This is a genomic window from Pseudomonas sp. KCJK9111, from assembly GCF_046231935.1.
In the GTDB taxonomy this organism is placed as follows: Bacteria; Pseudomonadota; Gammaproteobacteria; order Pseudomonadales; family Pseudomonadaceae; genus Aquipseudomonas; species Aquipseudomonas parafulva_B.
The window spans coordinates 102,586-129,335 of sequence record NZ_JBJJMO010000003.1 but is presented as its reverse complement, the minus strand read 5'-3'; the positions used below and the strand labels follow the sequence as shown (position 1 = coordinate 129,335).

The 26,750-nt window shown below is 61.9% G+C and carries 24 protein-coding genes; 19 read left to right on the top strand and 5 right to left on the bottom strand.

The window, feature by feature from the left end:
- The first annotated feature begins 79 nt into the window (after window positions 1-79).
- Window positions 80-673, top strand: coding sequence for a biliverdin-producing heme oxygenase (locus ACK59L_RS02535; RefSeq protein WP_409271651.1), 594 nt, complete (start codon window positions 80-82; stop codon window positions 671-673).
- A gap of 51 nt (window positions 674-724) precedes the next feature.
- The gene (locus ACK59L_RS02530; protein ID WP_058604441.1) at window positions 725-1,138 is read left to right on the top strand and encodes a YbaN family protein; all 414 of its coding nucleotides are present in this window, start codon (window positions 725-727) and stop codon (window positions 1,136-1,138) included.
- On the opposite strand, the gene arcD (ACK59L_RS02525) is transcribed toward ACK59L_RS02530, so the two are convergent.
- Complete coding sequence (arcD, locus tag ACK59L_RS02525; RefSeq protein WP_196142812.1) at window positions 1,118-2,545, bottom strand: arginine-ornithine antiporter; 1,428 nt, start codon at window positions 2,543-2,545, stop codon at window positions 1,118-1,120. The genes ACK59L_RS02530 and arcD (ACK59L_RS02525) overlap by 21 nt on opposite strands.
- A 426-nt stretch (window positions 2,546-2,971) precedes the next feature.
- Here arcD (ACK59L_RS02525) and arcD (ACK59L_RS02520) point away from each other — a divergent pair, with 426 nt between their 5' ends.
- The 7 genes from arcD (ACK59L_RS02520) to gltS all read left to right on the top strand — a co-directional run bounded on the left by arcD (ACK59L_RS02520) (window position 2,972) and on the right by gltS (window position 11,140).
- On the top strand, window positions 2,972-4,399 hold the full coding sequence (gene arcD / locus ACK59L_RS02520; protein ID WP_058604439.1) for an arginine-ornithine antiporter: 1,428 nt from the start codon (window positions 2,972-2,974) through the stop codon (window positions 4,397-4,399).
- A gap of 31 nt (window positions 4,400-4,430) precedes the next feature.
- Window positions 4,431-5,684, top strand: a complete 1,254-nt coding sequence (gene arcA / locus ACK59L_RS02515) for an arginine deiminase (RefSeq protein ID WP_409271648.1) — start codon at window positions 4,431-4,433, stop codon at window positions 5,682-5,684.
- A gap of 66 nt (window positions 5,685-5,750) precedes the next feature.
- Window positions 5,751-6,761: an ornithine carbamoyltransferase gene (locus tag ACK59L_RS02510; RefSeq protein ID WP_058604437.1), complete on the top strand. Its 1,011-nt coding sequence runs from the start codon at window positions 5,751-5,753 to the stop codon at window positions 6,759-6,761.
- Between the two features lie 88 nt (window positions 6,762-6,849).
- Complete coding sequence (arcC, locus tag ACK59L_RS02505) at window positions 6,850-7,779, top strand: carbamate kinase (protein WP_409271645.1); 930 nt, start codon at window positions 6,850-6,852, stop codon at window positions 7,777-7,779.
- Between the two features lie 48 nt (window positions 7,780-7,827).
- Window positions 7,828-8,196, top strand: a complete 369-nt coding sequence (locus ACK59L_RS02500; RefSeq protein ID WP_409271643.1) for a DUF5064 family protein — start codon at window positions 7,828-7,830, stop codon at window positions 8,194-8,196.
- 71 nt (window positions 8,197-8,267) lie between these two features.
- Window positions 8,268-9,776: a sigma-54-dependent transcriptional regulator gene (locus ACK59L_RS02495; RefSeq protein WP_058604434.1), complete on the top strand. Its 1,509-nt coding sequence runs from the start codon at window positions 8,268-8,270 to the stop codon at window positions 9,774-9,776.
- A 164-nt stretch (window positions 9,777-9,940) separates the two neighbouring features.
- Window positions 9,941-11,140, top strand: coding sequence for a sodium/glutamate symporter (gene gltS, locus ACK59L_RS02490; protein WP_100852163.1), 1,200 nt, complete (start codon window positions 9,941-9,943; stop codon window positions 11,138-11,140).
- Window positions 11,141-11,219: 79 nt separating this feature from the next.
- Here gltS and ACK59L_RS02485 read toward each other — a convergent pair whose 3' ends face one another.
- A complete protein-coding gene (locus tag ACK59L_RS02485) occupies window positions 11,220-11,300 on the bottom strand; it encodes a bacteriocin immunity protein (protein WP_145255828.1) in 81 nt (26 codons plus the stop codon).
- Window positions 11,301-11,565: 265 nt separating this feature from the next.
- Between ACK59L_RS02485 and gcvH the strand changes: the two genes are divergently transcribed.
- The 5 genes from gcvH to ACK59L_RS02460 all read left to right on the top strand — a co-directional run bounded on the left by gcvH (window position 11,566) and on the right by ACK59L_RS02460 (window position 17,168).
- Window positions 11,566-11,949 carry a glycine cleavage system protein GcvH gene (gcvH, locus tag ACK59L_RS02480; RefSeq protein WP_100852164.1) on the top strand — a complete coding sequence of 128 codons (384 nt, stop codon included), beginning with the start codon at window positions 11,566-11,568 and terminating at the stop codon, window positions 11,947-11,949.
- An 11-nt stretch (window positions 11,950-11,960) separates the two neighbouring features.
- Window positions 11,961-14,816 carry an aminomethyl-transferring glycine dehydrogenase gene (gene gcvP / locus ACK59L_RS02475; protein WP_409271640.1) on the top strand — a complete coding sequence of 952 codons (2,856 nt, stop codon included), beginning with the start codon at window positions 11,961-11,963 and terminating at the stop codon, window positions 14,814-14,816.
- Between the two features lie 81 nt (window positions 14,817-14,897).
- Window positions 14,898-16,019: a glycine cleavage system aminomethyltransferase GcvT gene (gene gcvT, locus ACK59L_RS02470; protein WP_409271638.1), complete on the top strand. Its 1,122-nt coding sequence runs from the start codon at window positions 14,898-14,900 to the stop codon at window positions 16,017-16,019.
- Window positions 16,020-16,377: 358 nt separating this feature from the next.
- Entirely contained in the window at window positions 16,378-16,590 is a 213-nt protein-coding gene (locus ACK59L_RS02465) for a cold-shock protein (protein ID WP_023533319.1), read from the top strand.
- Window positions 16,591-16,679: 89 nt separating this feature from the next.
- A complete protein-coding gene (locus ACK59L_RS02460) occupies window positions 16,680-17,168 on the top strand; it encodes an RDD family protein (protein ID WP_058637520.1) in 489 nt (162 codons plus the stop codon).
- A gap of 94 nt (window positions 17,169-17,262) precedes the next feature.
- Here ACK59L_RS02460 and lptG read toward each other — a convergent pair whose 3' ends face one another.
- Window positions 17,263-18,324: an LPS export ABC transporter permease LptG gene (lptG, locus tag ACK59L_RS02455; RefSeq protein WP_409271635.1), complete on the bottom strand. Its 1,062-nt coding sequence runs from the start codon at window positions 18,322-18,324 to the stop codon at window positions 17,263-17,265.
- Entirely contained in the window at window positions 18,317-19,432 is a 1,116-nt protein-coding gene (gene lptF, locus ACK59L_RS02450) for an LPS export ABC transporter permease LptF (RefSeq protein WP_058604428.1), read from the bottom strand. Before lptF ends, lptG begins: the two co-directional genes overlap by 8 nt.
- Before the next feature lie 301 nt (window positions 19,433-19,733).
- Between lptF and ACK59L_RS02445 the strand changes: the two genes are divergently transcribed.
- The 5 genes from ACK59L_RS02445 to rlmF all read left to right on the top strand — a co-directional run bounded on the left by ACK59L_RS02445 (window position 19,734) and on the right by rlmF (window position 26,205).
- Entirely contained in the window at window positions 19,734-21,227 is a 1,494-nt protein-coding gene (locus ACK59L_RS02445; protein ID WP_078479044.1) for a leucyl aminopeptidase, read from the top strand.
- 48 nt (window positions 21,228-21,275) lie between these two features.
- Window positions 21,276-21,704, top strand: coding sequence for a DNA polymerase III subunit chi (locus tag ACK59L_RS02440; RefSeq protein WP_058604426.1), 429 nt, complete (start codon window positions 21,276-21,278; stop codon window positions 21,702-21,704).
- A 5-nt stretch (window positions 21,705-21,709) separates the two neighbouring features.
- Window positions 21,710-22,057 carry a DNA polymerase III subunit chi gene (locus tag ACK59L_RS02435; protein ID WP_196136731.1) on the top strand — a complete coding sequence of 116 codons (348 nt, stop codon included), beginning with the start codon at window positions 21,710-21,712 and terminating at the stop codon, window positions 22,055-22,057.
- A 221-nt stretch (window positions 22,058-22,278) separates the two neighbouring features.
- Window positions 22,279-25,125, top strand: coding sequence for a valine--tRNA ligase (locus ACK59L_RS02430; RefSeq protein ID WP_409271631.1), 2,847 nt, complete (start codon window positions 22,279-22,281; stop codon window positions 25,123-25,125).
- A gap of 126 nt (window positions 25,126-25,251) precedes the next feature.
- Window positions 25,252-26,205 carry a 23S rRNA (adenine(1618)-N(6))-methyltransferase RlmF gene (rlmF, locus tag ACK59L_RS02425; protein ID WP_409271629.1) on the top strand — a complete coding sequence of 318 codons (954 nt, stop codon included), beginning with the start codon at window positions 25,252-25,254 and terminating at the stop codon, window positions 26,203-26,205.
- Window positions 26,206-26,255: 50 nt separating this feature from the next.
- On the opposite strand, the gene ACK59L_RS02420 is transcribed toward rlmF, so the two are convergent.
- Complete coding sequence (locus tag ACK59L_RS02420; RefSeq protein WP_003255106.1) at window positions 26,256-26,537, bottom strand: HU family DNA-binding protein; 282 nt, start codon at window positions 26,535-26,537, stop codon at window positions 26,256-26,258.
- Window positions 26,538-26,750 lie beyond the last annotated feature (213 nt).

The window sequence follows — 26,750 nt, the reverse complement described above, 5'->3', positions numbered from 1 at the left end:
TGCTCCTGCAGGCTTTTTACGCCCCCGCTCTTGTTGATTCGTCTTGTATTGAAACGCTTCGCTTTCCAAGGACTGCATCATGAACAACCGCGCTTCTTCGCTTACCCAACGCCTGAACCTGGTGACCCAGGCGCCCCATGCCGCACTCGACGCCCTGGTCAAATCCCATGCGCCATTCGATAGCCGCGAAAGTTTTGCCCGCTTCGTGGTTGCCCAGTACCTGTTCCAGGCCGAACTGCAGCCGCTTTACAACGACCCGCAATTGATCGCCCTCCTACCCGACCTTGCCGAGCGCTGTCGAGCCCGTCAGGCGCGTCAGGACTTGGCGGACCTGGACATGCAGGCGCCTGCCGAGCTACCGGGGGCGGTGCAAGGCCCAAGCATGGCAGAGGCATTAGGCTGGATCTTCGTGTCCGAAGGCTCCAAACTGGGCGCCGCGTTTCTGATCAAGCGGGCCGCGGCGCTGGGCTTGTCGGAGACCTTCGGCGCCCGTCACCTGGGCGAGCCCGCCGGTGGGCGCGCCGAAGGCTGGAAGCAGTTCACGCGAACACTCGATGGCCTGATACTGTCAGCTGAAGAAGAGGCGGCTGCCGAACACGGCGCCGTCGCAGCGTTCGAGCGCTTCACCGTCTTGCTCAAACAGGCCTATGCCATGAATGCCGAGCAGGCTTGAAACACTTTCAAGGCCCTCTGACCGGGGGCCGTTCGTTCTAGCAGTGAGCCCATGACCCAACCTGCCCGCTCCAAAATTGCCCGTCTGCTGTATGCGATCCTGGCTTACGCAAGCCTGGGGGTAGGCCTGGTCGCCATTGTCATTCCGGGCTTGCCGACCACCGAATTTATCCTGTTGTCGGCGTGGGCGGCCACGCGAAGCTCGCCTCGCCTGTCCGCCTGGCTCGAAAGCCACCGGTTGTTCGGCCCTATTCTGTACAACTGGCGCAACGGCAAGGTGATCCAGCGGCGGGCCAAGGTCAGTGCGACGGTCAGCATGTTGCTCTGCGCGGTTTTGATGCTGGTGTTTCTTGAGCATCACTGGCCGGTATTCCTGGCCATTGCCGGTATGAGCCTGGGCAACCTGTGGATCTGGTCGCGACCGGAACGGCCGTTCACAGCCGGCTCACAGGCTCAGCAACCCTGACCAGAGTGCATAGCCTGCCAGCGCCGCACCCGATAGCACGGCGGCGAAGATCAGCTTCTCTGTCAGCGTGAAAAGCTTAAGCCCTTGTTCATGCTTGGCCCGGGCAAACAGGATCACCCCCGGCGCGTACAACAGCGCCGAAAGTAGCAGGTACTTCAGGCCACCGGCATACAGCAGCCAGACGGCGTACCCAACCGCGAGCGCGGCCACGAGCAGGTCCTTGCGCCGCTGGGCCGGTTGGCCTTCGTAAGTCTCCCCCCGCACGGCCAGCGACATGGCGTAGGCGGCGGACCACAGGTACGGCGCCAGAATCATGGACGAGGCCAGGTAGATCAGGCTGGTATAGGTACCGGCGGACACCAGCGTGATCAGTAAAAAACCCTGGATCATGCCGTTGGTCAGCCACAGTGCATTGGCAGGTACCTGGTTGGCGTTCTCCTGGGCAAGGAAACGGGGCATGGTCTGGTCGCGCGCCGTGGCGTAGAGAATCTCGGCACACAGCAGCGCCCACGACAGTAACGCCCCCAGCAACGACACCGCCAGCCCCAGGCTGATCAGCAACGCGCCCCAAGGGCCGACGATGTGGGCCAGGACCGCCGCCAGCGAAGGGTTCTGCAAGCCGGCCAGCTCCGGTTGCGTCATGACCCCTAGGGAGAGGACGTTGACCAGTACCAGCAGTGCCAGCACACCCACGAAGCCGATGACCGTGGCCCTGCCCACGTCGGCCCGCCGCCGAGCCCTGCCTGAGTACACACTCGCGCCTTCGATACCGATGAAGACGAACACCGTTACCAGCATCATGTTGCGCACTTGCTCGAGCACGCTGCCGAACGCCGGATTGCCCAGCCCCCAGATGTCTTGGGTGAAGATATCCAGGCGAAAAGCGCAGGCCGCGATGACGACGAACAGCACCAGCGGCACCACTTTGGCCACTGTGGTCACCAGGTTGATGAACGCCGCCTCGCGAATCCCGCGCAATACCAGAAAATGCACCGCCCACAGCAACACCGAGGCACACCCGATGGCCACTGGGGTATTGCCTTCACCGAACACCGGGAAATAGAACCCAAGGGTGCTGAACAACAGCACGAAATAGCCGACATTCCCCAGCCAGGCACTGATCCAGTAGCCCCACGCCGAGGAAAACCCCATGTAGTCGCCGAACCCAGCCTTGGCGTAGGCATACACGCCTGAATCCAGTTCGGGCTTGCGGTTGGCCAGCGTCTGGAAGACGAAGGCCAGGGCCAGCATACCCACGGCAGTGATCCCCCAGCCAATCAGCACCGCCCCAGCCTGGGCACGGGCCGCCATGTTCTGGGGCAAGGAAAAAATGCCGCCACCGATCATCGAACCCACAACCAGCGCCACCAATGCCCCTAGACGCAGTTTCTGTCCTTGTTCGCCCATAGGTCTCCAAATATTTCCTGACAGTCGTGCAGTTGTAACAAGACGCTGTTTATTAATAGAGGTTGACCTCAATTACAGCCGCACTTTCATTTAGCCACTAAGCCATTAACGTCTAAGCGGGCGGTTGTTAAGAACTCCAGAGTGCCAACCGGTTCACACTATTTCGATAAAAGCATAAATACCGGTAAAAAATTGGCGCTCTGCCCAGAAGCGACTAGTTTCAACCTTCGCAGGCTAGAGGGATGAAGCGTAGCAAGACATGGAGGTGCCAGCGTACAAGGCCTGCAGCCATGGCAGTCGGCAATCTCCAGGAGTTCGGCAAGGTAATTCAACGGCCTTACCTTGCAATGCACTGATCCATATCAGCGTATGGCCACGGCATCAGATTTAATCTGGGGCCAACTTCCTCCTGGCAGGGGTTTTTAAATGTCTGATTCTCCCGCAAAACTAAAACTCGGTGCGTTAGTTGCGCTGGTCGTCGGCTCGATGATCGGTGGCGGCATCTTTTCCCTTCCGCAGAACATGGCCGCCAGCGCCGGCGTAGGCGCAGTGTTGATTGGCTGGGCTATCACCGCCGTGGGCATGCTGACCCTGGCCTTCGTATTCCAGACGCTGGCCAACCGCAAGCCTGACCTGGACGGCGGGGTCTATGCGTATGCCAAGGCCGGTTTCGGCGATTACATGGGCTTTTCTTCGGCCTGGGGCTACTGGATCAGTGCCTGGCTGGGGAACGTCGGCTATTTCGTGCTGTTGTTCAGTACCCTGGGCTACTTCTTCCCGGTGTTTGGCGAGGGCAACACGCCGGCCGCGATCATCGGCGCCTCGATCCTGCTGTGGGCAGTGCATTTTCTGGTGCTGCGAGGCATCCGTGAAGCGGCGTTCATCAACCTGGTGACCACGGTGGCCAAGGTGGTGCCCCTGGTGTTGTTCGCGCTGATCTGCCTGTTCGCCTTCCGGCTGGACATCTTCACCGCCGATATATGGGGCACCGGTACACCTGAACTGGGCGGCGTGATGAATCAGGTGCGCAACATGATGCTGGTGACGGTGTGGGTGTTCATCGGCATCGAAGGGGCGAGCATCTTCTCATCCCGTGCGGAAAAACGCTCCGATGTGGGCAAGGCCACCGTCATCGGCTTCATCACCGTGCTGTTGTTCCTGGTGCTGGTCAATGTGCTGTCGCTGGGCATCATGACCCAGCCTGAACTGGCAGGGTTGCAGAACCCCTCGATGGCGGCCGTGCTCGAGCACGTGGTCGGTCACTGGGGCGCCGTGCTGATCAGCGTCGGCCTGATCATCTCGCTGCTCGGTGCGCTGCTGTCCTGGGTGCTGTTGTGCGCCGAGATCATGTTCGCCGCTGCCAAGGACCACACCATGCCGGCCTTCCTGCGCCGCGAGAACGCCAACCAGGTGCCTGCCAATGCCTTGTGGCTGACCAACGCCATGGTGCAGATCTTCCTGGTGATCACGCTGTTCTCCAACAGTACCTACCTGTCGCTGATCTACCTGGCCACTTCGATGATCCTGGTGCCCTACCTGTGGTCGGCGGCCTACGCCGTGTTGCTGGCGGTGCGCAGTGAAACCTACCAACAGGCGCTGGCCGAACGCCGCAAGGACCTGTTCATCGGCAGCGTCGCCCTGCTCTATGCCATCTGGCTGCTGTATGCCGGCGGAGTGAAATACCTGCTGCTCTCGGCGCTGCTGTATGCCCCTGGCGCCATCCTGTTTGCAAAGGCCAAGCGTGAAGTGGGCCAACCCGTCTTCACCCCCGTGGAAAAACTGATTTTCGCAGCCGTGGTCGTCGGTGCCCTGGTGGCAGCCTTCGGCCTGTACGACGGCTTCCTGACGCTGTGATCCCTCTTCGACTCAATGGAGGATTGAAACCATGTCCGCTGAAAAACAGAAATACGGTGTGCATTCCGAAGCCGGCAAGCTGCGCAAGGTCATGGTGTGCGCGCCGGGCCTTGCGCACAAGCGCCTGACCCCGACCAACTGCGACGAGCTGTTGTTTGACGATGTGATCTGGGTGGATCAGGCCAAGCGTGACCACTTCGATTTCGTCACCAAGATGCGCGAGCGGGGTGTCGATGTGCTGGAAATGCACAACCTGCTGACCGACATTGTGAAGCAACCCGAGGCGCTCAAATGGATACTGGACCGCAAGATCACCCCCGACACCGTCGGGGTAGGCCTGACCAATGAGGTGCGCAGTTGGCTCGAAGGCATGGAGCCGCGTCATCTGGCTGAATTTTTGATTGGCGGTGTGGCTGGCCAGGATCTGCCGCAAAGCGAAGGCGCCGAAGTGGTCAAGATGTACAACGACTACCTGGGCCATTCCAGTTTCATCCTGCCACCGTTGCCCAATACCCAATTCACCCGCGACACCACCTGCTGGATCTACGGGGGCGTCACGCTCAACCCCATGTACTGGCCGGCACGGCGCCAGGAAACGCTGCTTACCACCGCCATCTACACGTTCCACCCGCAGTTCACGGGGGCCGACTTCCAGGTCTGGTACGGGGACCCGGACAAGGACCATGGTCAGTCCACCCTCGAAGGCGGTGATGTCATGCCCATCGGCAACGGCATCGTGCTGATCGGCATGGGCGAGCGCACCTCTCGCCAGGCCATCGGCCAGTTGGCACAGAGCCTGTTCGCCAAGGGCGCCGTGCACAAGGTCATCGTCGCCGGCTTGCCCAAGTCCCGCGCCGCCATGCACCTGGACACCGTGTTCAGCTTCTGCGACCGCGACCTGGTCACGGTCTTCCCCGAGGTGGTCAGCGAGATCGTACCGTTCATCATCCAGCCCGACGAAAGCCGGCCCTATGGCATGGACGTACGCCGCGAGCACAAGTCGTTCATCGAGGTTGTGGGCGAACAGCTGGGTGTGCGCCTGCGGGTGGTCGAAACCGGTGGCAACAGCTTCGCCGCCGAACGCGAGCAATGGGATGACGGCAACAACGTGGTGGCGCTGGAGCCAGGCGTGGTCATTGGTTACGACCGCAACACCTACACCAATACCTTGCTGCGCAAGGCCGGGGTCGAAGTGATCACTATCAGTGCTGGCGAACTGGGCCGCGGCCGCGGCGGAGGCCACTGCATGACCTGCCCTATCGTTCGCGACCCCATCGATTACTGACGTCCATCAACCAGGCCGCCCCTACCCGGTAGCGGCCCGGCGTTCACCACACCCAGGAGAAAAGTCATGGCGTTCAACATCCACAACCGCAACCTGCTCAGCCTGGAACACCACAGCACCCGTGAGCTGCGTTACCTGCTGGACCTGTCCCGCGACCTCAAGCGGGCCAAGTACACCGGCACCGAACAGCAGCACCTCAAGGGCAACAACATTGCGCTGATCTTTGAAAAAACCTCCACGCGTACCCGTTGTGCTTTCGAAGTGGCCGCTTACGACCAAGGCGCCAACGTCACCTACATCGACCCGAACTCCTCGCAGATCGGCCACAAGGAAAGCATGAAGGACACCGCTCGTGTGCTCGGGCGCATGTATGACGCAATCGAATACCGCGGCTTCAAGCAGGAAATCGTCGAAGAACTGGCCAAGTATGCCGGCGTGCCAGTATTCAATGGCCTGACGGATGAATACCACCCTACCCAGATGATTGCCGACGTGTTGACCATGCGCGAACACAGCGACAAGCCGCTGCATGACATCAGCTACGCCTACCTGGGCGATGCGCGCAACAACATGGGCAACTCGCTGCTATTGATCGGCGCCAAGCTGGGCATGGACGTGCGCATCGCTGCGCCCAAGGACCTCTGGCCCCACGATGACTTGGTGCAACGTTGCAAGCAGTACGCCGAGCAAAGCGGTGCCCGCATCACCCTCACCGAAGATGCCAAGGCCGCCGTCAAGGGCGTGGACTTCATTCATACCGACGTGTGGGTATCGATGGGTGAACCCATCGAAGCCTGGGGCGAACGCATCAAGCTGCTCAAGCCCTACCAGGTCAACGCCGAGCTTATGAAGGCCAGCGGCAACCCCAGGACCAAGTTCATGCACTGCCTGCCGGCGTTTCACAACTGCGAGACCAAGGTGGGCAAGCAGATCGCCGAGCAGTACCCGGACCTCACTAACGGCATCGAAGTGACCGATGACGTGTTCGAGTCCCCGGCCTGCATTGCGTTCGAGCAAGCGGAAAACCGCATGCACACGATCAAGGCGATCCTGGTGTCGACACTGGCCGATCTGTAGATCGCCGCCTGCCGTGGCATTGCGGCTGTTAGCGGGCCGCAATAGCCGTCCTGCAGCCGCTCACGACTTTCGACAAAGGACATTCTCCATGCGTATCGTTGTTGCACTAGGCGGCAATGCCCTGCTGCGCCGTGGCGAGCCCATGACCGCGCAAAACCAGCGCGCCAACATTCGTACCGCTGCCGAGCAGATTGCCAAGATCCACCCTGGTAACGAGCTGGTAATCGCCCATGGCAATGGGCCGCAAGTGGGCCTGCTGGCCTTGCAAGGGCTGTCGTACAAGCCCGACGAGGCCTATCCGCTGGACGTGTTGGGCGCCGAAACCGAGGGCATGATCGGCTACATGATCGAACAGGAACTGGGCAACCTGCTGGACGTGGGCGTGCCGTTCGCCACCCTGCTGACCCAGGTCGAAGTGGACGCCGAGGATCCTGCGTTCAAGGACCCGAGCAAGTTCATCGGCCCGGTCTACAGCAAGGATGAAGCCCAGCGCCTGGCCGCTGAAAAGGGCTGGGTGGTCAAGCCTGACGGGGAAAAATACCGCCGGGTGGTGGCAAGCCCCAGGCCCAAACGCATCTTCGAAATCCGCCCTATCAAATGGCTGCTCGAAAAGGGCAGCATCGTGATCTGTGCCGGCGGCGGCGGCATCCCGACCCTCTACGATGAACACCGTAAACTCAAGGGTATCGAGGCGGTGATCGACAAGGACCTGTGCTCTGCACTGCTGGCCGAACAGCTCGAGGCCGACCTGCTGATCATTGCCACCGATGTGGAGGCGGCGTACATCGATTTTGGCAAGCCGACCCAACGCGCCATCGCCCAGGCCCACCCTGACGAGCTGGACACACTGGGTTTCGCGGCAGGCTCGATGGGGCCCAAGGTGCAAGCGGCCTGCGACTTTGCCCGGCACACGGGCAAGGTGGCGGTGATCAGCTCGCTGGCCAACATCGAGCGCATCGTGAGCGGTACCGCCGGCACGCGGGTTTCGACCGCTGCCCCTGGGATCAGCTACCGTTGAATACCGTCGGCGGGCCATGTGCCCGCTCAATCTCATACAGGAGAGCCCATGGCCAAATATGAACCCGGTCACGTCCACATCGAGCGCACTGCGCTCAACAGCAGTGACCACAGCTATGACCTCACGGTGGACTACGAGGCCTTCACCGACCCCCGTGAAGGCAGGGGCATTCAGTTCCGCATGAAGGGCAGTATCGAGGGCAAGCCTGTCGACGAGGCTTTCTTTCTGCCCAAGGATCAGGTGCTGCCCAGTTTTCTGATGCAACTGAGTCGCCGCGCCCAGGCTTACCTGGCCCCACCGAAGAAATTCGAAAGCCTGGCTTCACCCCACAGGATCTACGACTGGATGTTCGAGGACATCCGCGCCAAGCTGGACGTGAAGTCCGGTGACCCCATCAAGCCTGAGCATCTGGAGTAGGACGCGACCCGTCACGAGCAGGATCCGCTTGAGGCATACTAGCGCCCTACCCGGCCAATTCGTATCGCCCCATGCGTATCCATGTCAGCTTCATCGACCGCGTCGGCATCACTCAGGAAGTCCTGGCGCTGCTCGGTGCGCGCAACCTCAACCTCGATGCCGTGGAGATGGTGCCGCCGAACGTCTACATCGACGCACCGACCCTCAGCCCCGCCGTGCTGGAAGAGCTGCATGACGCCTTGTTCGACGTACAGGGTGTGAAGGCAGTGGAGGTGGTCGACATCCTGCCGGGGCAACGTCGTCACCTGCAGCTCGATGCACTGCTGGCCGCCATGAGCGACCCGGTGCTGGCGGTGGACAGGGCCGGCAAGGTGTTGCTGGCCAACCCTGCGCTGGTGGCGTTGTGTGGTCGGGAGTCGGCCGGGCGCTGCGTAGGCGAGTTGTTTGGCGACCCGGGCCTGCTGCAAGCGTTGCTCGACAGCAACTTTCACCTGCCCATGCGCGAAATGCAGCTCAATGGCCAGAGCCTGCTGCTCGACGCCATGCCAATCACCCATACCGGCGGCCTGTTGACCCTTTACCCGCCCACGCGATTGGGTGAGCGGCTATCGGCCCTGCGCCATGACCATGCCGAGGGTTTCGACGCCCTGCTGGGCGAATCACCCGCCATCCGTACCCTGAAGGCCCGTGCCTTGCGCGTGGCCACCCTGGATGCACCGCTGTTGGTGCATGGCGAGACCGGCACAGGCAAGGAACTGGTGGCCCGCGCCTGCCACGCGATCAGCAGCCGTCACGCGGCCCCCTTTCTGGCCCTGAACTGCGCCGCCTTGCCTGAAAGCCTGGCCGAGAGCGAACTGTTCGGTTATGCACCAGGCGCCTTCACTGGCGCTCAGCGCGGCGGCAAGCCAGGGCTGATGGAGCTGGCCAACCAGGGCACGGTGTTTCTCGATGAGATCGGCGAGATGTCCCCCTACCTGCAAGCCAAGCTGCTGCGTTTTCTCAGTGACGGCAGTTTCCGCCGCGTGGGGGGCGACCGGGAAGTGAAGGTCAACGTGCGTATCATCAGCGCGACCCACCGTAACCTGGAGCAGATGGTGGCCGAGGGCACGTTCCGCGAGGACCTGTTCTACCGCCTCAACGTGCTGAACCTGCAGGTTCCCCCCCTGCGTGACCGCGGCCAGGACATCCTGATGCTCGCGCACTTCTTCATGCAGCAGGCCTGCACGCAGATCCAGCGGCCTGCCTGCAGGCTCACCCCCGCCACCCACAGCGCCATGCTGGCTAACCCTTGGCCGGGCAATGTGCGGCAATTGCAGAACGTGATCTTTCGCGCCGCCGCTATCTGCGAAAGCAACCTGGTGGACATCGGCGATTTGGACATCGCTGGCACGTCTGTCAGTCGCACCCATGAGGGCGATGTGGCCAGCCTGGAACAGGCCGTGGGTGATTTCGAGCGTGAACTGTTGCAACGGCTGTATACCAGCTACCCCTCGACCCGATTGCTGGCGGCCCGGCTGCAGACCTCACATACCGCCATTGCCCAACGCCTGCGCAAATACGGAATTCCTGGAAAAACCTGAGGTTGACGACAATTCCCTCTGTTTTAGCAGACTTTTCCTAGGCGTTCCCCGGATACGTCTTTCCTCACGCCTCGTAGAATGGCGCCAGTGCAATCCTGCCTGTCACCCCGCCAGACCGCCCCAGAGCGGTCAGCGGTCCGTTATGGATTCAACGAGAGTACCTGATGTTCGAACTCGATTTTTACGGCACGCTGGTGGCCGCTTCCCTGGTGCTGCTGCTAGGTCGCGGTCTGGTCGCACGCATAGGTTTTCTGCGTGCCTACAACATCCCTGAACCGGTCGCCGGCGGCCTGGTGGTCGCGATTGCCCTGCTGGTGCTGCGCACCTTCGATGTGCAAGTTCACTTCGACACCTCCCTGCAGACACCTTTGATGCTGGCATTCTTCGCCACCATCGGCCTGAACGCCGATTTTGCCAGCCTGAAAAAAGGTGGGCGTGCGGTGGTCGTGTTCCTGGCGGTGGTGACCGGCCTGCTGGTGGTGCAGAACGCCCTGGGCATCGGTCTGGCCACAGCGCTGGGGTTGGACCCGCTGATGGGCCTGCTGGCCGGCTCGATCACTCTGTCGGGAGGCCATGGCACCGGTGCTGCGTGGGGCGCCACCTTCACTGAAAAGTTCGGCCTGGCCTCAGCCTCGGAGCTGGCATTGGCCTCCGCCACGTTCGGGCTGGTATTGGGCGGCTTGATTGGCGGTCCCGTGGCCCGCCTACTGATCAAACGGGTCGCGACCCCTGGCTTGGCTAACAACACGCCCCAGTTGCCCTCAGGCTTCGAGCAGCCGGAGAAAGAACGCCTGATCACCTCGTTTTCCGTGATCGAGACGCTTGCTTTGATTGCAGTGAGCCTGTTGACCGGCACTGTATTGAATGAGCTGCTCAAGGGCACTGCCTTCGAGTTGCCAAACTTCGTCTGCGTATTGTTCGTGGGCGTACTGCTGCGCAATGGCCTGTCAGCCTTCGGCTTTTACCAGGTGTTCGAGCGGGAAGTGTCGGTACTGGGCAATGTGAGCCTGTCGTTGTTTCTGGCCATTGCGTTGATGTCGTTGAAACTGTGGGACCTGGCTGCACTGGCACTGCCGTTCTTCGTGCTGCTGGCGGCGCAGACCCTGCTGATGGCGCTGTTTGCCATCTTCATTACCTTCCGGGTCATGGGCCGCACCTACGACGCGGCTGTCCTGTCCGCCGGCCACTGCGGCTTCGGGCTGGGTGCAACGCCTACCGCCATCGCGAACATGCAGGCGGTGACCCAACGGTTCGGGCCTTCGCACGTGGCATTTCTGGTGGTGCCGATGGTGGGGGCGTTCTTCATTGACTTGATCAATGTGGTGGTGATCAAGGTGTATCTGGCGCTGCCGTTTTTTCAGTAATGAAGCCGTGATGGCGTTGCCGAACCGGTAAGCTGAAAGACTCCCGCACGATGAGCTGCGGGAGTCGTCTGTTTTGGGCTCAAGATGGCTTGAAACCTGGAAGCCCCTGCTCAGCGCGCCACCGTTTCACCTCGTCAACTACCGCTGAGGATGCAGGCAGGCCAGTTAGCCGTAACTAATTCAATACACTGTAATTGAATCGTTACAAATGCGGTGATGACGTAAATCACGGCGATCACAACCACCACAAAAATAAAGAGCGACTTAATGTAACGATTTCACTCCAAAAGCCGCTTGCGCCACTTCGAGTCCTCACTCCAGGAAGCTGATATAGCTGGCCTGTGCACAGTTGGCCACCTTATTGCTTACTGAAAACCCACCAGAGCGCGAACCTAATCGTGCCACCCGGTCCACGAGGATTTTTCATGAGCGAGTTGCGTTTCACCGACGACCACGAATGGCTGCGTGTAGAAGCCGATGGCAGCGTCACCGTAGGGATCACTGCCTACGCCCAGAATGCACTGGGCGATGTGGTGTTCGTGCAGCTGCCGGAGCTGCAGCACTATGACAAAGGCAGCGAAGCGTCCACCGTCGAGTCGGTCAAGGCTGCCAGCGGCGTGTACATGCCGCTGGCCGGCGAAGTGATTGAGGTCAACGCCCAGCTTGAAGATAGCCCCGAGCTGGTCAACGAGGACCCGCTGGGCGAAGGCTGGTTCTTCCGCTTCAAGCCTGCCGACGCCAGCGCTGTGAGCGCCCTGCTCGACCAGGGTGCCTACGACCGCCTGCTCAACGCCAACGACGACGCCTGAGGAACCACGCCATGACTATCAACCTCGGCACTGCCAATGAGTTCATTGCCCGTCACATCGGGCCACGCAGCGAAGATGAGCAGGCCATGCTCGCCACCCTGGGCTTCGATTCACTGGAGGCCATGACCGACGCCGTCATCCCCGCCAGCATCAAGGGCACCAGCGTACTGGGCACGGACGATGGGCACAGCGAAGCGGATGCGCTCGCCGCCCTGAAGGCCATCGCCGGCAAGAACCAGCTTTTCAAAAGTTACATAGGCCAGGGTTACTACAACACCCACACGCCCGCGCCCATCCTGCGCAATCTGCTGGAAAACCCCGCCTGGTACACCGCGTACACGCCCTACCAGCCAGAAATTTCCCAAGGCCGGCTGGAAGCCTTGCTCAATTTCCAGACCCTGATCAGCGACCTCACAGGGTTACCGATCGCCAATGCTTCGCTGCTCGATGAAGCTACGGCGGCTGCCGAAGCCATGACGTTCTGCAAGCGCCTGTCGAAGAACAAGGCCAGTAACCGCTTCTTCGCCTCGATGCATTGCCATCCGCAGACCCTCGATGTACTGCGTACCCGCGCAGAGCCCTTGGGCATCGAGGTGGTGATAGGCGACGAGCAGGCGCTCGATGATGCCAGCCCATTCTTCGGCGCCTTGCTGCAGTACCCCGCCAGCACCGGTGGTATCTTCGATTACCGAGAGGTGGTGCAGCGGTTCCATCACGCCAATGCATTGGTGGCCGTGGCGGCAGACCTGCTGGCCTTGACCCTGTTGACCCCACCTGGCGAGTTCGAGGCCGACGTGGCCATCGGCAGCGCCCAGCGTTTTGGTGTGCCCCTGGGCTTCGGCGGGCCGCATGCGGCCTACTTCGCGACCCGCGATGCCTTCAAGCGTGACATGCCAGGGCGCCTGGTCGGCGTGTCGATCGACCGCTTCGGCAAGACGGCCCTGCGCTTGGCCATGCAGACACGGGAGCAGCACATTCGCCGCGAAAAAGCCACCAGCAACATCTGCACCGCCCAGGTGCTGCTTGCCAACATTGCCAGCATGTTCGCCGTCTATCACGGCCCTGAAGGCCTCAAGCGCATTGCACAACGTACCCACAGCTTGACCGCCATCCTGGCACAGGGCCTGCGGGCAATGGCTGTGACAGTGGTGAACGACACAGCATTCGACACCCTGACCCTGGCCACTGGCGATGCCACCCTCGGCCTGCACGAGAAAGCACGCGCCCAAGGCATCAACCTGCGCCAGGTCGATGCCGGCCATGTAGGCGTATCGCTGGACGAAACCACCACCCCGGCCGATGTACAGGCGCTGTGGCAGCTGTTTGGCGAGGGTCAACTGCAGCCTGACTTCCAGGCGCTGGCCGCCAGCAGCGGTACGCTGCTGCCCGAGGCCTTGCTGCGTCGTACGACGTTCCTCGAACACCCCGTGTTCAACCGCTACCACAGTGAAACGGAGTTGATGCGCTACCTGCGCAAGCTGGCCGACAAGGACCTGGCTCTGGACCGCAGCATGATCCCACTGGGCTCGTGCACCATGAAGCTCAACGCTGCCAGCGAAATGATCCCGGTCACCTGGGCAGAATTCGGCAACCTGCACCCCTTCGCCCCAGCGCAGCAGAGCCAGGGCTACTTGCAATTGACGTCGGAGTTGGAGGCCATGCTCTGCGCAGCCACGGGCTACGATGCCGTCTCGCTGCAACCCAATGCCGGTTCTCAGGGCGAGTACGCGGGCCTATTGGCGATCCGCGCCTATCACCGCAGCCGTAACGAAGGCCATCGCGACATCTGCCTGATCCCTTCTTCAGCCCATGGCACCAACCCGGCAACGGCCAACATGGCCGGCATGCAGGTGGTGGTCACGGCCTGCGACGGGCGCGGCAACGTTGACGTCGCCGACCTGCGTGCCAAGGCCATCGAGCACCGCGAACGCCTGGCGGCGCTGATGATCACCTACCCGTCCACCCATGGGGTGTTCGAGGAAGCGATCGGCGAGATTTGCGCCATCATCCACGACAACGGCGGCCAGGTTTACATCGACGGCGCCAACATGAACGCCATGGTCGGCCTGTGCGCGCCGGGCAAGTTCGGGGGCGATGTGTCGCACCTGAACCTGCACAAGACCTTCTGCATTCCCCATGGCGGCGGTGGGCCGGGCGTAGGGCCGATCGGCGTGAAATCGCACCTGGCGCCCTTCCTGCCGGGCCATGCCGCCCTGGGCACTGCCGAAGGCGCGGTATGCGCCGCCCCCTTCGGCAGCGCCAGCATCCTGCCGATCACCTGGATGTACATTCGCATGATGGGGGGCGCGGGGCTCAAGCGGGCTTCGCAGATGGCCATCCTCAACGCCAACTACATCGCTCGCCGCCTGGAGGAGCACTACCCGGTGCTGTACACCGGCAGCAATGGCCTGGTCGCCCATGAGTGCATCCTGGACCTGCGCCCGCTCAAGGACAGCAGTGGCATCAGCGTCGACGACGTGGCCAAGCGCCTGATCGACTACGGCTTCCACGCCCCGACCATGTCGTTCCCGGTGGCAGGCACGCTGATGATCGAGCCGACCGAAAGCGAATCCCGGGAAGAGCTGGACAGGTTCTGCGAAGCCATGATCCAGATCCGCAAGGAAATCCGCGCGGTAGAGGACGGCACGCTGGACAAGGACGACAACCCGCTCAAGAACGCGCCGCACACCGCAGCGGAACTGGTGGGCGAATGGGCCCATGGTTACTCCCGCGAGCAAGCGGTCTACCCGCTGCCTGGCCTGGTGCAATGCAAGTACTGGCCGCCTGTGAGCCGGGTCGACAACGTCTTTGGCGACCGCAACCTGGTCTGTGCCTGCCCGTCGATCGAAAGCTACCAGGACGCCTGACAGCGCCGGATCGTGAGTGTGTCATTCGCCTGGCGGTCAATGTCCCCGGACATTGACCGAAACCCATGCAAGGAGTCATCGATGTCCGAAACACTGCTCAAAACCCCACTGCATGCCCTGCACCTGGAACTGGGTGCGCGCATGGTGCCCTTCGCGGGCTACGACATGCCGGTGCAGTACCCTCTGGGCGTGCTCAAAGAGCACCTGCACACCCGTGAACAAGCCGGGTTGTTCGACGTCTCGCACATGGGGCAAGTTCTGCTCAAGGGTCGCGACGCTGCCAGTGCCCTGGAAACGCTGGTGCCGGTCGACATCATCGACCTGCCCGTTGGCATGCAGCGCTATGCCATGTTCACCAACGAACACGGCGGCATCCTCGACGACCTGATGGTCGCCAATCTGGGTGACGAAACACTGCTGCTGGTGGTGAACGCCGCCTGCAAGGATCAGGACCTGGCGCACCTGCAGCGGCATATCGGCCAACGTTGCGAGGTCCAGCCGCTGTTCGACCAGCGTGCCCTGCTCGCCTTGCAAGGGCCGACAGCGGTCAAGGTCCTGCAGCGTCTGGCGCATGAAGTGGCTGACATGACGTTCATGCAGGTGCGTCCTGTCACGTTACTGGGCCATCCGTGCTGGGTCAGTCGATCGGGTTACACCGGGGAGGATGGTTATGAAATCTCCGTGCCGGTGGCGGGCGCAGAGACGCTCGCCAGGGAGCTGCTCAAGCAGCCAGAGGTCCAGCCGATCGGGCTAGGGGCCCGTGACTCGTTGCGCCTGGAAGCTGGCCTATGCCTGTATGGCCATGACATGAGCGGCGACACCTCGCCCGTGCAAGCCAACCTGATGTGGGCAATGTCCAAGCCACGTCGGGCCGATGGTGCGCGTGCCGGGGGCTTTCCGGGCGCGCAGGCCATCTTCGGCCAGCAGCGTGAGGGTGTAAAACGCAAGCGGGTCGGTTTGCTGCCCCAGGAACGCACACCTGTGCGCGAAGGCGCCGAGATTGTCGATGCAGAAGGTACCCCGGTCGGCACCATCTGCAGTGGCGGCTTTGGGCCCACACTCAGCGCCCCTGTGGCGATGGGGTATGTCGACACCGAACATGCCGCCCTGGACACACTTTTATATGCCCTCGTGCGCGGTAAGAAGGTGGCCTTGAAAGTCAGTAAAACGCCGTTTGTAGCATCCCGTTACTATCGCGGTTAAGGCAGCTTCATCGACGATGTGGCAGTGCTCGGTATCTTCGTTTACGAACGTGGCGCGCGCCAGTGCGAACATGGCGCCAGGCCAGGCGCCATGCACTTTTCGGCGATTTGACCAAGGGTTGTAAAACAGTCACTTTTACACCCGCTGCAAGGCTTGTTTTTCGCTCGGCAGTTGGCGTAGAGTCAATGCACTGTGTTTGCATGGGTCGCAACAGTTCGTGACCTGGGCCAGTAGCCGCAATCTGCTACAACCCGTTCGACGTCTCTTACTTTCCTGCAACCCAGCCCAGTACTCTTTTGCTTGTTTGAAAGCGAAAGAAAACTGTCATCCAAACCTAAGTTTCATAGGAAATAAGACCATGTCTCAGCGTCAGAACGGTACCGTCAAGTGGTTCAATGACGAAAAAGGTTACGGCTTCATCACCCCAGAAAGCGGTGCTGATCTGTTCGTGCACTTCCGCGCCATCGAAGGCAACGGCTTCAAGAGCCTGAAAGAAGGCCAAAAAGTCACTTTCGAAGCCGTACAAGGCCAGAAAGGTATGCAGGCTGACAAGGTACAGGTAGCTGAATAAGCCTTGTTACCCCCAAAAAAGCCCCTGCTCAGTGCAGGGGCTTTTTTTTGCCCGTAGAATGGCGGCTTTGCGTGATGGAGCTGTTCTGCATGTCCAAGCCTGTGCTGCATCCCCAAGGTGATTTCCCTCCGGTCGGCCTCGGCAGGCGTCTGGCTGCGGTGTTCTATGATTTTTTGCTGTGCACGGCCCTGCTGATCGTCACCGCAGGCCTCTACAAGATGGTCCAGATGGCGATCATCGGCCAGCAGCGTATGCGCGAACTCACCGAAGCAGGCGCGCTGGACGGCGACCCTTTGCTGTCCACGGTGCTGCTGTTCGTGCTATTCGGTTTCTTCGCCAAGTTCTGGACCCATGGCGGGCAAACACTGGGCATGCAGGTCTGGGGCGTGCGTGTGCAGAACGCCGATGGCTCGCCCATCACGCTCTGGCAGGCGCTGTTGCGGTTTGTCGTTTCCATCGCCTCGTGGCTATGCCTGGGGCTGGGTTTCTTCTGGGCCCTGGTCGACAAGCGCAAACGCAGCTGGCACGACATCTACTCCGAGAGCCAACTGGTTCGAGTCCCCAAGCCGAAGAAATGAGCGCTCTACTCAAGCGGCAGCGGCCCTGAAACACAAGGGGCCGCTATAGCGGCCCCTAGGGTCAAGCACGCAGCCATGCGGCTGCGCAGCAGGTTTATCCAGCGCGGCGCAACAACCACAAGCCTGCCACGGCACAGATGCCGGCTGGCAGCACCACCGCAAGCAACGGCGGGAAGCCGAACACCTGGCTAGATGGGCCCAGCAGGTCCTGGGCAATACGGAACACGAAGCCCACCAGCACGCCTGTGAAGACACGCTGGCCAAGCGTCACCGATCGCAGCGGCCCGAAAATGAACGAAATGGCCATGAGTACCAGGGCTGCCGTAATGGCCGGTTGCAGGACCTTGGTCCAGAAGGCCAGCCAGTAGCGGGCGTTGTTCAGCCCTTGGTCGGACAGGTAGTGGATGTAGTCCCACAGGCCGGTGATCGACAGCGATTCAGGCGCCAGCACCACCGTGTTGAGCAACTGTGGCGTGACCGACACATCCCACTGTTCTTCAGAGTTTTGCACGACTTCGGTACGGTCGCCATGGAACAGTGTGGTGCGCACATCGGTCAGCAGCCAGTGATCGTTTTCGTAACGCGCCCGGCGCGCGAAGCTGGAGCTGATGATCTTGCGCTGGTCGTCGAACCGGTAGCGGGTCACACCCAGCAGAAGGCCGTTGGGCTGCACGGAGTTGATGTGCACGAACTCCTCGCCCTGCCGGTGCCACATGCCACGCTTGGAGCTTTGCGCTTCACCGCCACCCTGGGCCAGGGAGCGATGGGCCTGGGCTTTGTTTTCGGTGACCGGTGCCACGTATTCGCCGATCAGCAGGCCAACCAGCATCAGCACCAGCATCGGTTTCATCACCGCCCAGACGATACGACCGATCGACACCCCAGCGGCGCGCATGATGGTCAGCTCACTGCTGCTGGCCAGCGTACCCAGGCCGATCAGGCAGCCGATCAGCGCCGCCATCGGCAGCATGTCGTACAGCCGCCGCGGTGCGGTAAGCAGCACATACTTGCCTGCTTCGAGCACCGTGTAGGTATCGCTCAGGTCGCCCATTTCGTCGATGAAGGCAAACAGCGACGCCAGCCCCAGGATGATGCCCAGGACAGCCAGGATAGCCACCAGCACGCTCTGGCCGATATAACGATCGAGCTTAGCCACGGGCCACCTCCGCACGACGGGCTGCGCGCTTGAGGCGAAGGGGTTCCCAGTACATCAAACCCAGGCCGATGAGCAGGAACAGCCCATGCACCCACCACATGCCAAGGGCGATGGGCAACTTGCCCTTCTCGAGTGCACCGCGCACGGAAATCAGCATTGTCAGGTACGCCATGTACAGGAGGATGGCTGGCAGCAGCTTGAGGAACCGCCCCTGCCGGGGGTTGGCCCGCGACAGCGGCACGGCAAGCAGGGTCACGATGAACACCAGGATCGGCAGGGACAGGCGCCATTGCAGTTCGGCGCGCTCTCGCAAATCCTGGGCACCGAACAGATCGGTGGTGGGGATCGCCTCGCGCTCGGTGACCTCCTCGCTGACTTCAGGCTTGGGCAACAACACGCCATAGGTGTCGTACTTGATGGCGCGGTAGTCGGCCTGGCCTGGGTTGCCGTCATAGCGGTAGCCGTTTTCGAGCACCAGGTAACGGTTGCCGTCAGCCTGGATTTCCTGGTGCCCGCGCTCGGCCACCAGCACCGACGGGGCGCGGTCCTTGGTCTTGTCCTGGTTGAAGCGTTTTTCCGAGATGAACACGCCGCCCAGGTTTACCCGGTCATCGGAAAGCTGCTCGGTGTAGGTCACCCGCGAACCATCGCGCAGGGTCTGGAAGCGGCCCGGCACCAAAGTGTCGAATTCGGTCAGGGCATCCTGCTGGCTGATGATCTTCTGCACCTGGGCCACGCCCAGGGGTGCCAGGCTCAGGCTTAGCCAAGCCACCAGCAGCGCCACCAGTGCCGCAGGCGCCATGGTCATGGCCAGCAGGCGCTGCTGGCTCATGCCGGTGGCCGACAGCACGGTCATTTCGCTTTCCAGGTACAGCCGGCCATAGGCCAGCAGAATACCCAGGAACAACCCCAGCGGCAGGATCAGTTGCAGGAAGCCCGGCAGGCGGAACCCCATGATCAGGAACAGGACGCCAGGGTCGAGCACCCCCTGTGCAGCCTGGGCCAGGTATTTGATGAAGCGCCCGCTCATGATGATCACCAGCAGCACTGCGCTGACGGCGCTCAAGGTCACCAGGACCTCGCGGGATAGATAACGAAAGACGATCAAACCAGACACTCCTGGGTTGTCAGCACGGACTGCCAATCGATGGCACCAGACGATGACTTAGTACATCCAAGGCCAATGCTGGTTCGCCCAAGGCGAACCTCCATATAAAGTGCGCGCATTATCCTGTGATTGACCGCGCCTGTCACTTGGCCGCGCATCGCACAGCACGCCGGGGTTGTCAGCACGCCGGCCGCAGGCTCAAACTGGCAGCTTTTCCACTGGCCTGCCACCGCGCAGCCAGTCGCGTTCCAAGCGCCGGCCAGCACGGCGCCACACGTATCGATCATTCGGGGACCCTGAGATGGAACTGGTTGTAAAAAGCGTAGCCGCTGCATCGGTCAAGACCGCAACGCTGGTCATCCCAGTCGGTGAAAAACGTGCCTTGGGCACCGTGGCCCAGGCCGTGGACCTGGCAAGCGAGGGCGCCATCAGCGCTGCGCTCAAGCGTGGCGACCTGGTCGGCAAGCCTGGCCAGACGCTGCTGCTGCACGCCGTTGCGGGCCTGAAGGCCGAGCGTGTGCTGCTGGTAGGTAGCGGCAAGGACGAGGCGCTGGGTGATCGCACCTGGCGCAAGCTGGTGGCCAGCGTTGCCGGTGTGCTCAAGGGCCTCAACGGCGCCGACGCCGTTCTGGCACTCGATGACATTGCGCTGAGCAACCGCGATACAGGCTACGGCAAATATCGCCTGCTGGGCGAAACCCTGCTCGATGGCGAGTACGTATTCGATCGTTTCAAAAGCCAGAAGGCCGAGCCTCGGGCGCTGAAGAAAGTCACCCTGCTCACCACCAAACTCAACCAGGCCGACGTGGAGCGCGCCGTGCGCCACGCCAGTGCCATCGCCACCGGCATGGCCTATACCCGTGACCTGGGCAACCTGCCTCCCAACCTGTGCCATCCAAGCTACCTGGCCGAGCAGGCCAAGGAGCTGGGCAAGGCGCACAAGGGCCTGAAAGTCGATGTGCTGGACGAGAAGAAGATCAAGGACCTGGGCATGGGCGCGTTCTACGCCGTCGGCCAGGGCAGCGATCAACCTCCGCGTCTGATCGTGCTCAACTACCAAGGCGGCAAGAAAGGTGACAAGCCCTACGTGCTGGTGGGCAAGGGCATCACCTTCGATACCGGCGGCATCAGCCTCAAGCCCGGTGCCGGCATGGACGAGATGAAATACGACATGTGCGGCGCAGCCAGCGTGTTCGGTACCCTGCGTGCGGTGCTGGAACTGCAACTGCCCATCAACCTGGTGTGCCTGCTCGCCTGTGCCGAGAACATGCCCAGCGGCGGCGCCACTCGCCCTGGTGATATTGTCACCACCATGAGCGGCCAGACCGTGGAGATTCTCAACACCGACGCCGAAGGTCGCCTGGTGCTGTGCGATACCCTCACCTACGCCGAGCGTTTCAAGCCCCAGGCGGTGATCGATATCGCCACGCTCACCGGCGCCTGCATCGTCGCCCTGGGCAGCCACACCAGCGGCCTGATGGGCAACAACGACGAGCTGGTCAGCCAACTGCTCGAGGCGGGCAAGCGCGCCGATGACCGCGCCTGGCAATTGCCGCTGTTCGATGAGTACCAGGAACAACTGGACAGCCCGTTCGCCGACATGGGCAACATTGGCGGGCCGAAAGCCGGTACCATCACCGCCGGTTGCTTCCTGTCGCGGTTCGCCAAGGCCTATGACTGGGCGCACCTGGATATTGCCGGTACCGCCTGGATCAGCGGCGGCAAGGACAAGGGTGCCTCCGGTCGCCCGGTGCCCCTGTTGACCCAGTACCTGCTGGACCGTGCCGGCGCCTGACGGCGAGCGCCGGCAGCGCCTCGGGCATTGCCGGCCAACGGAACCCACATGAGCAAAGTCGACTTCTACATACTGCCCACCGATTCGCTGGAGGCGCGCCTGGATTTCGCCTGCAAGCTGTGCGACAAAGCCTGGCGGCTGGGCCATCGCGTCTACCTGCATTGCCAGGATGACGATCAGCGTGCCGCCTTGGACAAGCGTTTGTGGGCATTCAGGGGCGAAGCCTTCGTGCCCCATGACCTGGCCGAAGACCACGCCGATGCGCGCGTGGCGCTTGGTGTCGGGGATCATGCACAGGGGCACCAGGACTTGTTGATCAACCTGGGCGCCAATGTTCCCGGTTTTGTCAGCCAGTTCGAGCGGGTTGCCGAGATCGTGGTTGAAGAGGCCGCCATCCGCCAATCGGCGCGTGAGCGATTCCGTTTCTACCGTGAACAAGGCTATGCTCTGCAAGACCACCGCTTACAGCGATTTTGATAACGATGGACAAGCACGCTCCCCTGCCCGGCTCCACCCACCTGCTCGACGACCTCGAGTCGATTCGCCAACTGCTTGGCGATGCCGACCTGCAACCGCCTTTGCTCACCGACACGGTGGACCAGGCGCCTTCGCCCGTTGACAGCGCTGCCGACCCGGCTGCCAGCGACAACCCCCTTGATGACCCGCAAGCACGTCGCCAGGACACCCTGCTGCACCTTGAAAGCGAACTGCGCGCTGCAGCGCAGATGATCATGCAGGATGTGATCAACGACTTTACCCCGCACATCGAAAACGAGATCAAGCGTCGCCTCGATGCGCGCATCGAGCGGTTGATCAAGCGTTCGGAGTGAAGGGGCTGCTGAGCACCTGGCCTTTACAACCCCTGCAAGCTACGCCCCTCTGGCAGGATCGGCCGGTCCGGCGCCCCGGCGAGGCCGCTCCTACGCGCCAATCGCTAACGCCAACTGCGATGAAGACCGCTTGCCCACCCAGCAGCCGCTTGTCGCCTGCGCCCTTCGGCTTGGTTATACTTCCCGGCTTTCCCGAATAAATGCACAGGGTCCCGCCGCGCATGGATAAGACCTACCAGCCGCACGCCATCGAAACTTCCTGGTACAACACCTGGGAAGCCGAGAACTATTTCGCCCCACAAGGTGCAGGCGAGTCCTACACCATCATGATCCCGCCGCCGAACGTAACCGGCAGCCTGCACATGGGTCATGGCTTCAACAACGCGATCATGGACGCCCTGATCCGCTTCCGTCGCATGCAGGGTCGCGACACCCTCTGGCAGCCGGGTACCGACCACGCGGGCATCGCCACGCAGATGCTGGTCGAGCGCCAGCTCGAAGCCAAGGGCCTGAACCGTCATGACCTGGGCCGCGAACAGTTCCTGGAAAAAATCTGGGAGTGGAAGGACCAGTCGGGCGGCAACATCAGCCGGCAGATTCGTCGCCTTGGCTCCTCAGTAGACTGGAGCCGCGAGCGCTTCACCATGGACGATGGCCTGTCCGAAGCGGTCAAGGAAGCGTTCGTGCGCCTGCACGAAGACGGCCTGATCTACCGGGGCAAGCGCCTGGTCAACTGGGACACCAAGCTGCACACCGCCATTTCCGACCTGGAAGTGGAAAGCCACGACGAGAAAGGCCACCTGTGGAACCTGCGCTACCCGCTGGCCGACGGTGCCACCACCTCCGAGGGGCTGGATTACCTGGTGGTCGCCACCACGCGTCCGGAAACCCTGCTGGGTGACGCTGCCGTCGCGGTTAACCCCACCGACGAACGCTACCAGGCCCTGATCGGCAAGTTCGTCGAGTTGCCGCTGGTTGGCCGTCGCATCCCCATCGTCGCCGATGACTACTGCGACCCTGAGTTCGGCACCGGTTGCGTCAAGATCACCCCGGCCCACGACTTCAATGACTATGAAGTCGGCAAGCGTCACAACCTGCCGCTGCTGAACATTTTCGACAAGAATGCCGTGGTGCTGCCAGCGGCCCAGGCGTTCAACCTCGATGGTTCGCTTAATGACCAGGTAGACACCGCCCTGCCGTCCCAGTACGCCGGCCTGGATCGCTTCGTTGCACGCAAGCAGATCGTCGCCGACCTGGAAGCCCAGGGCCTGCTGGTCAGCATCGACGACCATGCCTTGAAAGTGCCCAAGGGTGACCGCTCGGGCACCATCATCGAACCGTGGCTGACCGACCAGTGGTACGTTTCCACCAAGCCATTGGCCGAGCCTGCCATTGCTGCGGTCGAAGATGGTCGTATCCAGTTCGTGCCCAAGCAGTACGAGAACATGTACTTCTCCTGGATGCGCGACATCCAGGACTGGTGCATCAGCCGTCAGCTGTGGTGGGGCCATCGCATCCCGGCCTGGTACGACGAGGCGGGCCGGGTCTACGTCGGGCGCAACGAAGAGGAAGTGCGCAGCAAGCACGGCCTCGGCGCGGACGTGAACCTGCGCCAGGATGACGATGTACTCGATACCTGGTTCAGCTCGGGCCTGTGGACCTTCTCGACCCTGGGCTGGCCGGAGCAAACCGAGTTCCTCAAGAAATTCCACTCCACCGATGTACTGGTGACCGGGTTCGACATCATCTTCTTCTGGGTTGCGCGCATGATCATGTTGACCATGCACCTGATCAAGAACGAGGACGGCACGCCCCAGGTTCCGTTCAAGACCGTGTACGTGCACGGCCTGGTGCGTGACGGCCAGGGCCAGAAGATGTCCAAGTCCAAGGGCAACGTGCTGGACCCGCTGGACATCGTCGACGGCATCACCCTCGATGCCCTGCTGGAAAAACGCACCAGCGGCATGATGTTGCCCAAGCTGGCCGAGAAGATCGCCAAGCAGACCAAGGCCGAGTTCCCCGAGGGCATTGCCAGCTACGGCACCGACGCCCTGCGCTTCACGTTCTGCTCCTTGGCCTCGACCGGTCGCGACATCAAGTTCGACATGGGCCGCGTCGAAGGCTACCGCAACTTCTGCAACAAGATCTGGAACGCCGCCCGCTACGTGCTGGACAAGGGTGAGGACTGCGGCCAGAACGGCGAAGCCTACGAGCTGTCGCTGGCCGACCGCTGGATCATCTCGCAGCTGCAGCGCACCGAAGCCGAAGTGACCCGTCAGCTTGAGCAGTTCCGCTTCGACCTGGCCAGCCAGGCGCTGTACGAATTCATCTGGAACCAGTACTGCGACTGGTACCTGGAGCTTTCCAAGCCGGTGTTGTGGGACGAGCAGGCCCCTGTGGAGCGCGCCCGTGGCACGCGCCGTACCTTGGTTCGCGTGCTGGAAGTAGCATTGCGCCTGGCCCACCCGTTCATGCCGTTCATCACCGAAGAGATCTGGCAGCGCATCGCGCCCCTGGCCGGCGTCGAAGGCAAGACCATCATGCTGCAGCCCTGGCCCCAGGCCAATGATGCACGCATCGACGTGGCTGCCGAAGGCGACATCGAGTGGCTCAAGGAGCTGATGGTCGGCTTGCGCAACATTCGCGCCGAAATGAACATAGGCCCCGGCAAGCCCCTGCCGCTGTTCCTGAAGAACGCCAGCGCCGACGACCAGCGTCGCCTGCAGGAAAACGAAGCCTTGCTCAAGAAATTGGCCAAGGTCGAATCGTTCACCGTGCTGGGCGACAACGACGAGGCGCCATTGTCCGCCACGGCGTTGGTGGGCGACCTGCAGGTGCTGGTACCGATGGCCGGGCTGATCGACAAAAATGCCGAACTGGCCCGCTTGAACAAGGAAATCCAGCGCCTGCAAGGCGAAGTGGCGCGCGTGGGCGGCAAGCTGTCCAACGCCGCGTTCGTCGACAAGGCACCGCCTGCCGTCATCGAGAAGGAACGTGCCAAGCTGGCCGAGTCCGAGCAGGCGTTGGCGAACTTCACCGAGCAGCATGCGCGGATTGCAGCGCTGTAACCTGACCGTGCAGCGCTGACCGGCGAGGGCCTAGCCCTCGTTCGCGGCCAGCCCGGGGAACCGGGCCGGCCGCGATCGGGCCGTCCAACGGTCCGGGGGCCAGTACCTGCAACACCGGACCCGAGCATGACCCAGAGCAAACCCACCCTGCATCCGCGTAACCGCCATCAAGGCCGCTACGATTTTCCCAGCCTGATCAAGGCCCACCCTGATCTGGCGCGCTTCACCCTCACCAATCCCCATGGCAAACCCAGCATCGATTTCGCCAACCCCGAAGCCGTGCGAGTGTTCAACCGTGCCCTGCTCAAAGCCCAGTACGGGATACAGCACTGGGACATCCCGGCCAACTACCTGTGCCCGCCGATCCCCGGTCGCGCCGACTACATTCATGTGGCCGCCGACCTGCTGGCTGCCGACAACGCAGGCCAGCCCCCCAAAGGCGCCCAGGTGCGCGTGCTCGACATCGGCGTGGGTGCCAACTGCATCTACCCGCTGCTGGGCCATAGCGATTACCGCTGGCGCTTCCTGGGCTCGGACATCGATCCCATAGCATTGGCGTCGGCCAGGACGATCATTCAGGCCAATGGCCTGGACAAGGTCATCAACCTGCGCCAGCAGAGCAACCCTGCGCATATCCTAAGCGGCCTGCTCAAGGACGATGAGCGCTTCGATCTGACCCTGTGCAATCCGCCCTTCCATGCCTCACGCGAGGAAGCCACCCGTGGCAGCCAGCGCAAATGGAAGAACCTGGGCAAGCAGGACCCCAAGCGCAAGCTGCCCGTGCTGAACTTCGGTGGCCAGAACAACGAACTGTGGTGCGAAGGCGGTGAGATCCGCTTCGTCACCCAACTGATCAACGAGAGCGCGCCCTACGCCAGCCAGACACTGTGGTTCACCAGCCTGGTATCGAAGGCCAGTAACCTGCCGGCGCTGGAGGCCGTTTTGAAAAAGACCGGGGCCGCGGCGGTGCGCGTTGTCGAAATGGGCCAAGGGCAGAAACAAAGCCGCATGCTCGCCTGGAGCTTCTATGACGATGCTGCACGCAAGGCCTGGCGCGCCCAGCCCATTTCACAGGCATGAAAAAACCGCGCTCGGGCAACCCGAGCGCGGTTAGGTCACCGCATCGACAATTACTTGTTGATGGCGTCGGTCAGCACTTTGGCCGGTACGAACTTGACGACTTTCTTGGCAGCGATTTCGATGGCGGCGCCAGTCGAAGGGTTGCGGCCGGTACGGGCAGGACGCTCGGAGACTTTCAGCTTGCCGATGCCTGGCAGGGTGATTTCAGCGCCGTTTTCCAGTTGGTCGGCAACGATCTGGCCCAGTTGCTCCAGAGCGTTCTTGGCGGTGGCTTTAGGCGCTGCGATCGATTCGGCGATGTCGGCAATCAGTTGGTCTTTGGTCAATGCCATGGTGGTGTTCCTTCCCTATCAAATTCGATGGTTATGCAGCGAACGACGACGTTATCGGGCCAGCCCCGACGAGATTGGAGGGCCGCGCCAATTGGGTATGTAGATACGCAAATCAGCGTTTGGTTCGACACGCCGAGCGCGTACTGCAGCAATGCGCCACAGCAGGGGCGCAAGACCGCGCAAAACTACCACAGCAGCGGATAAATATCCGCT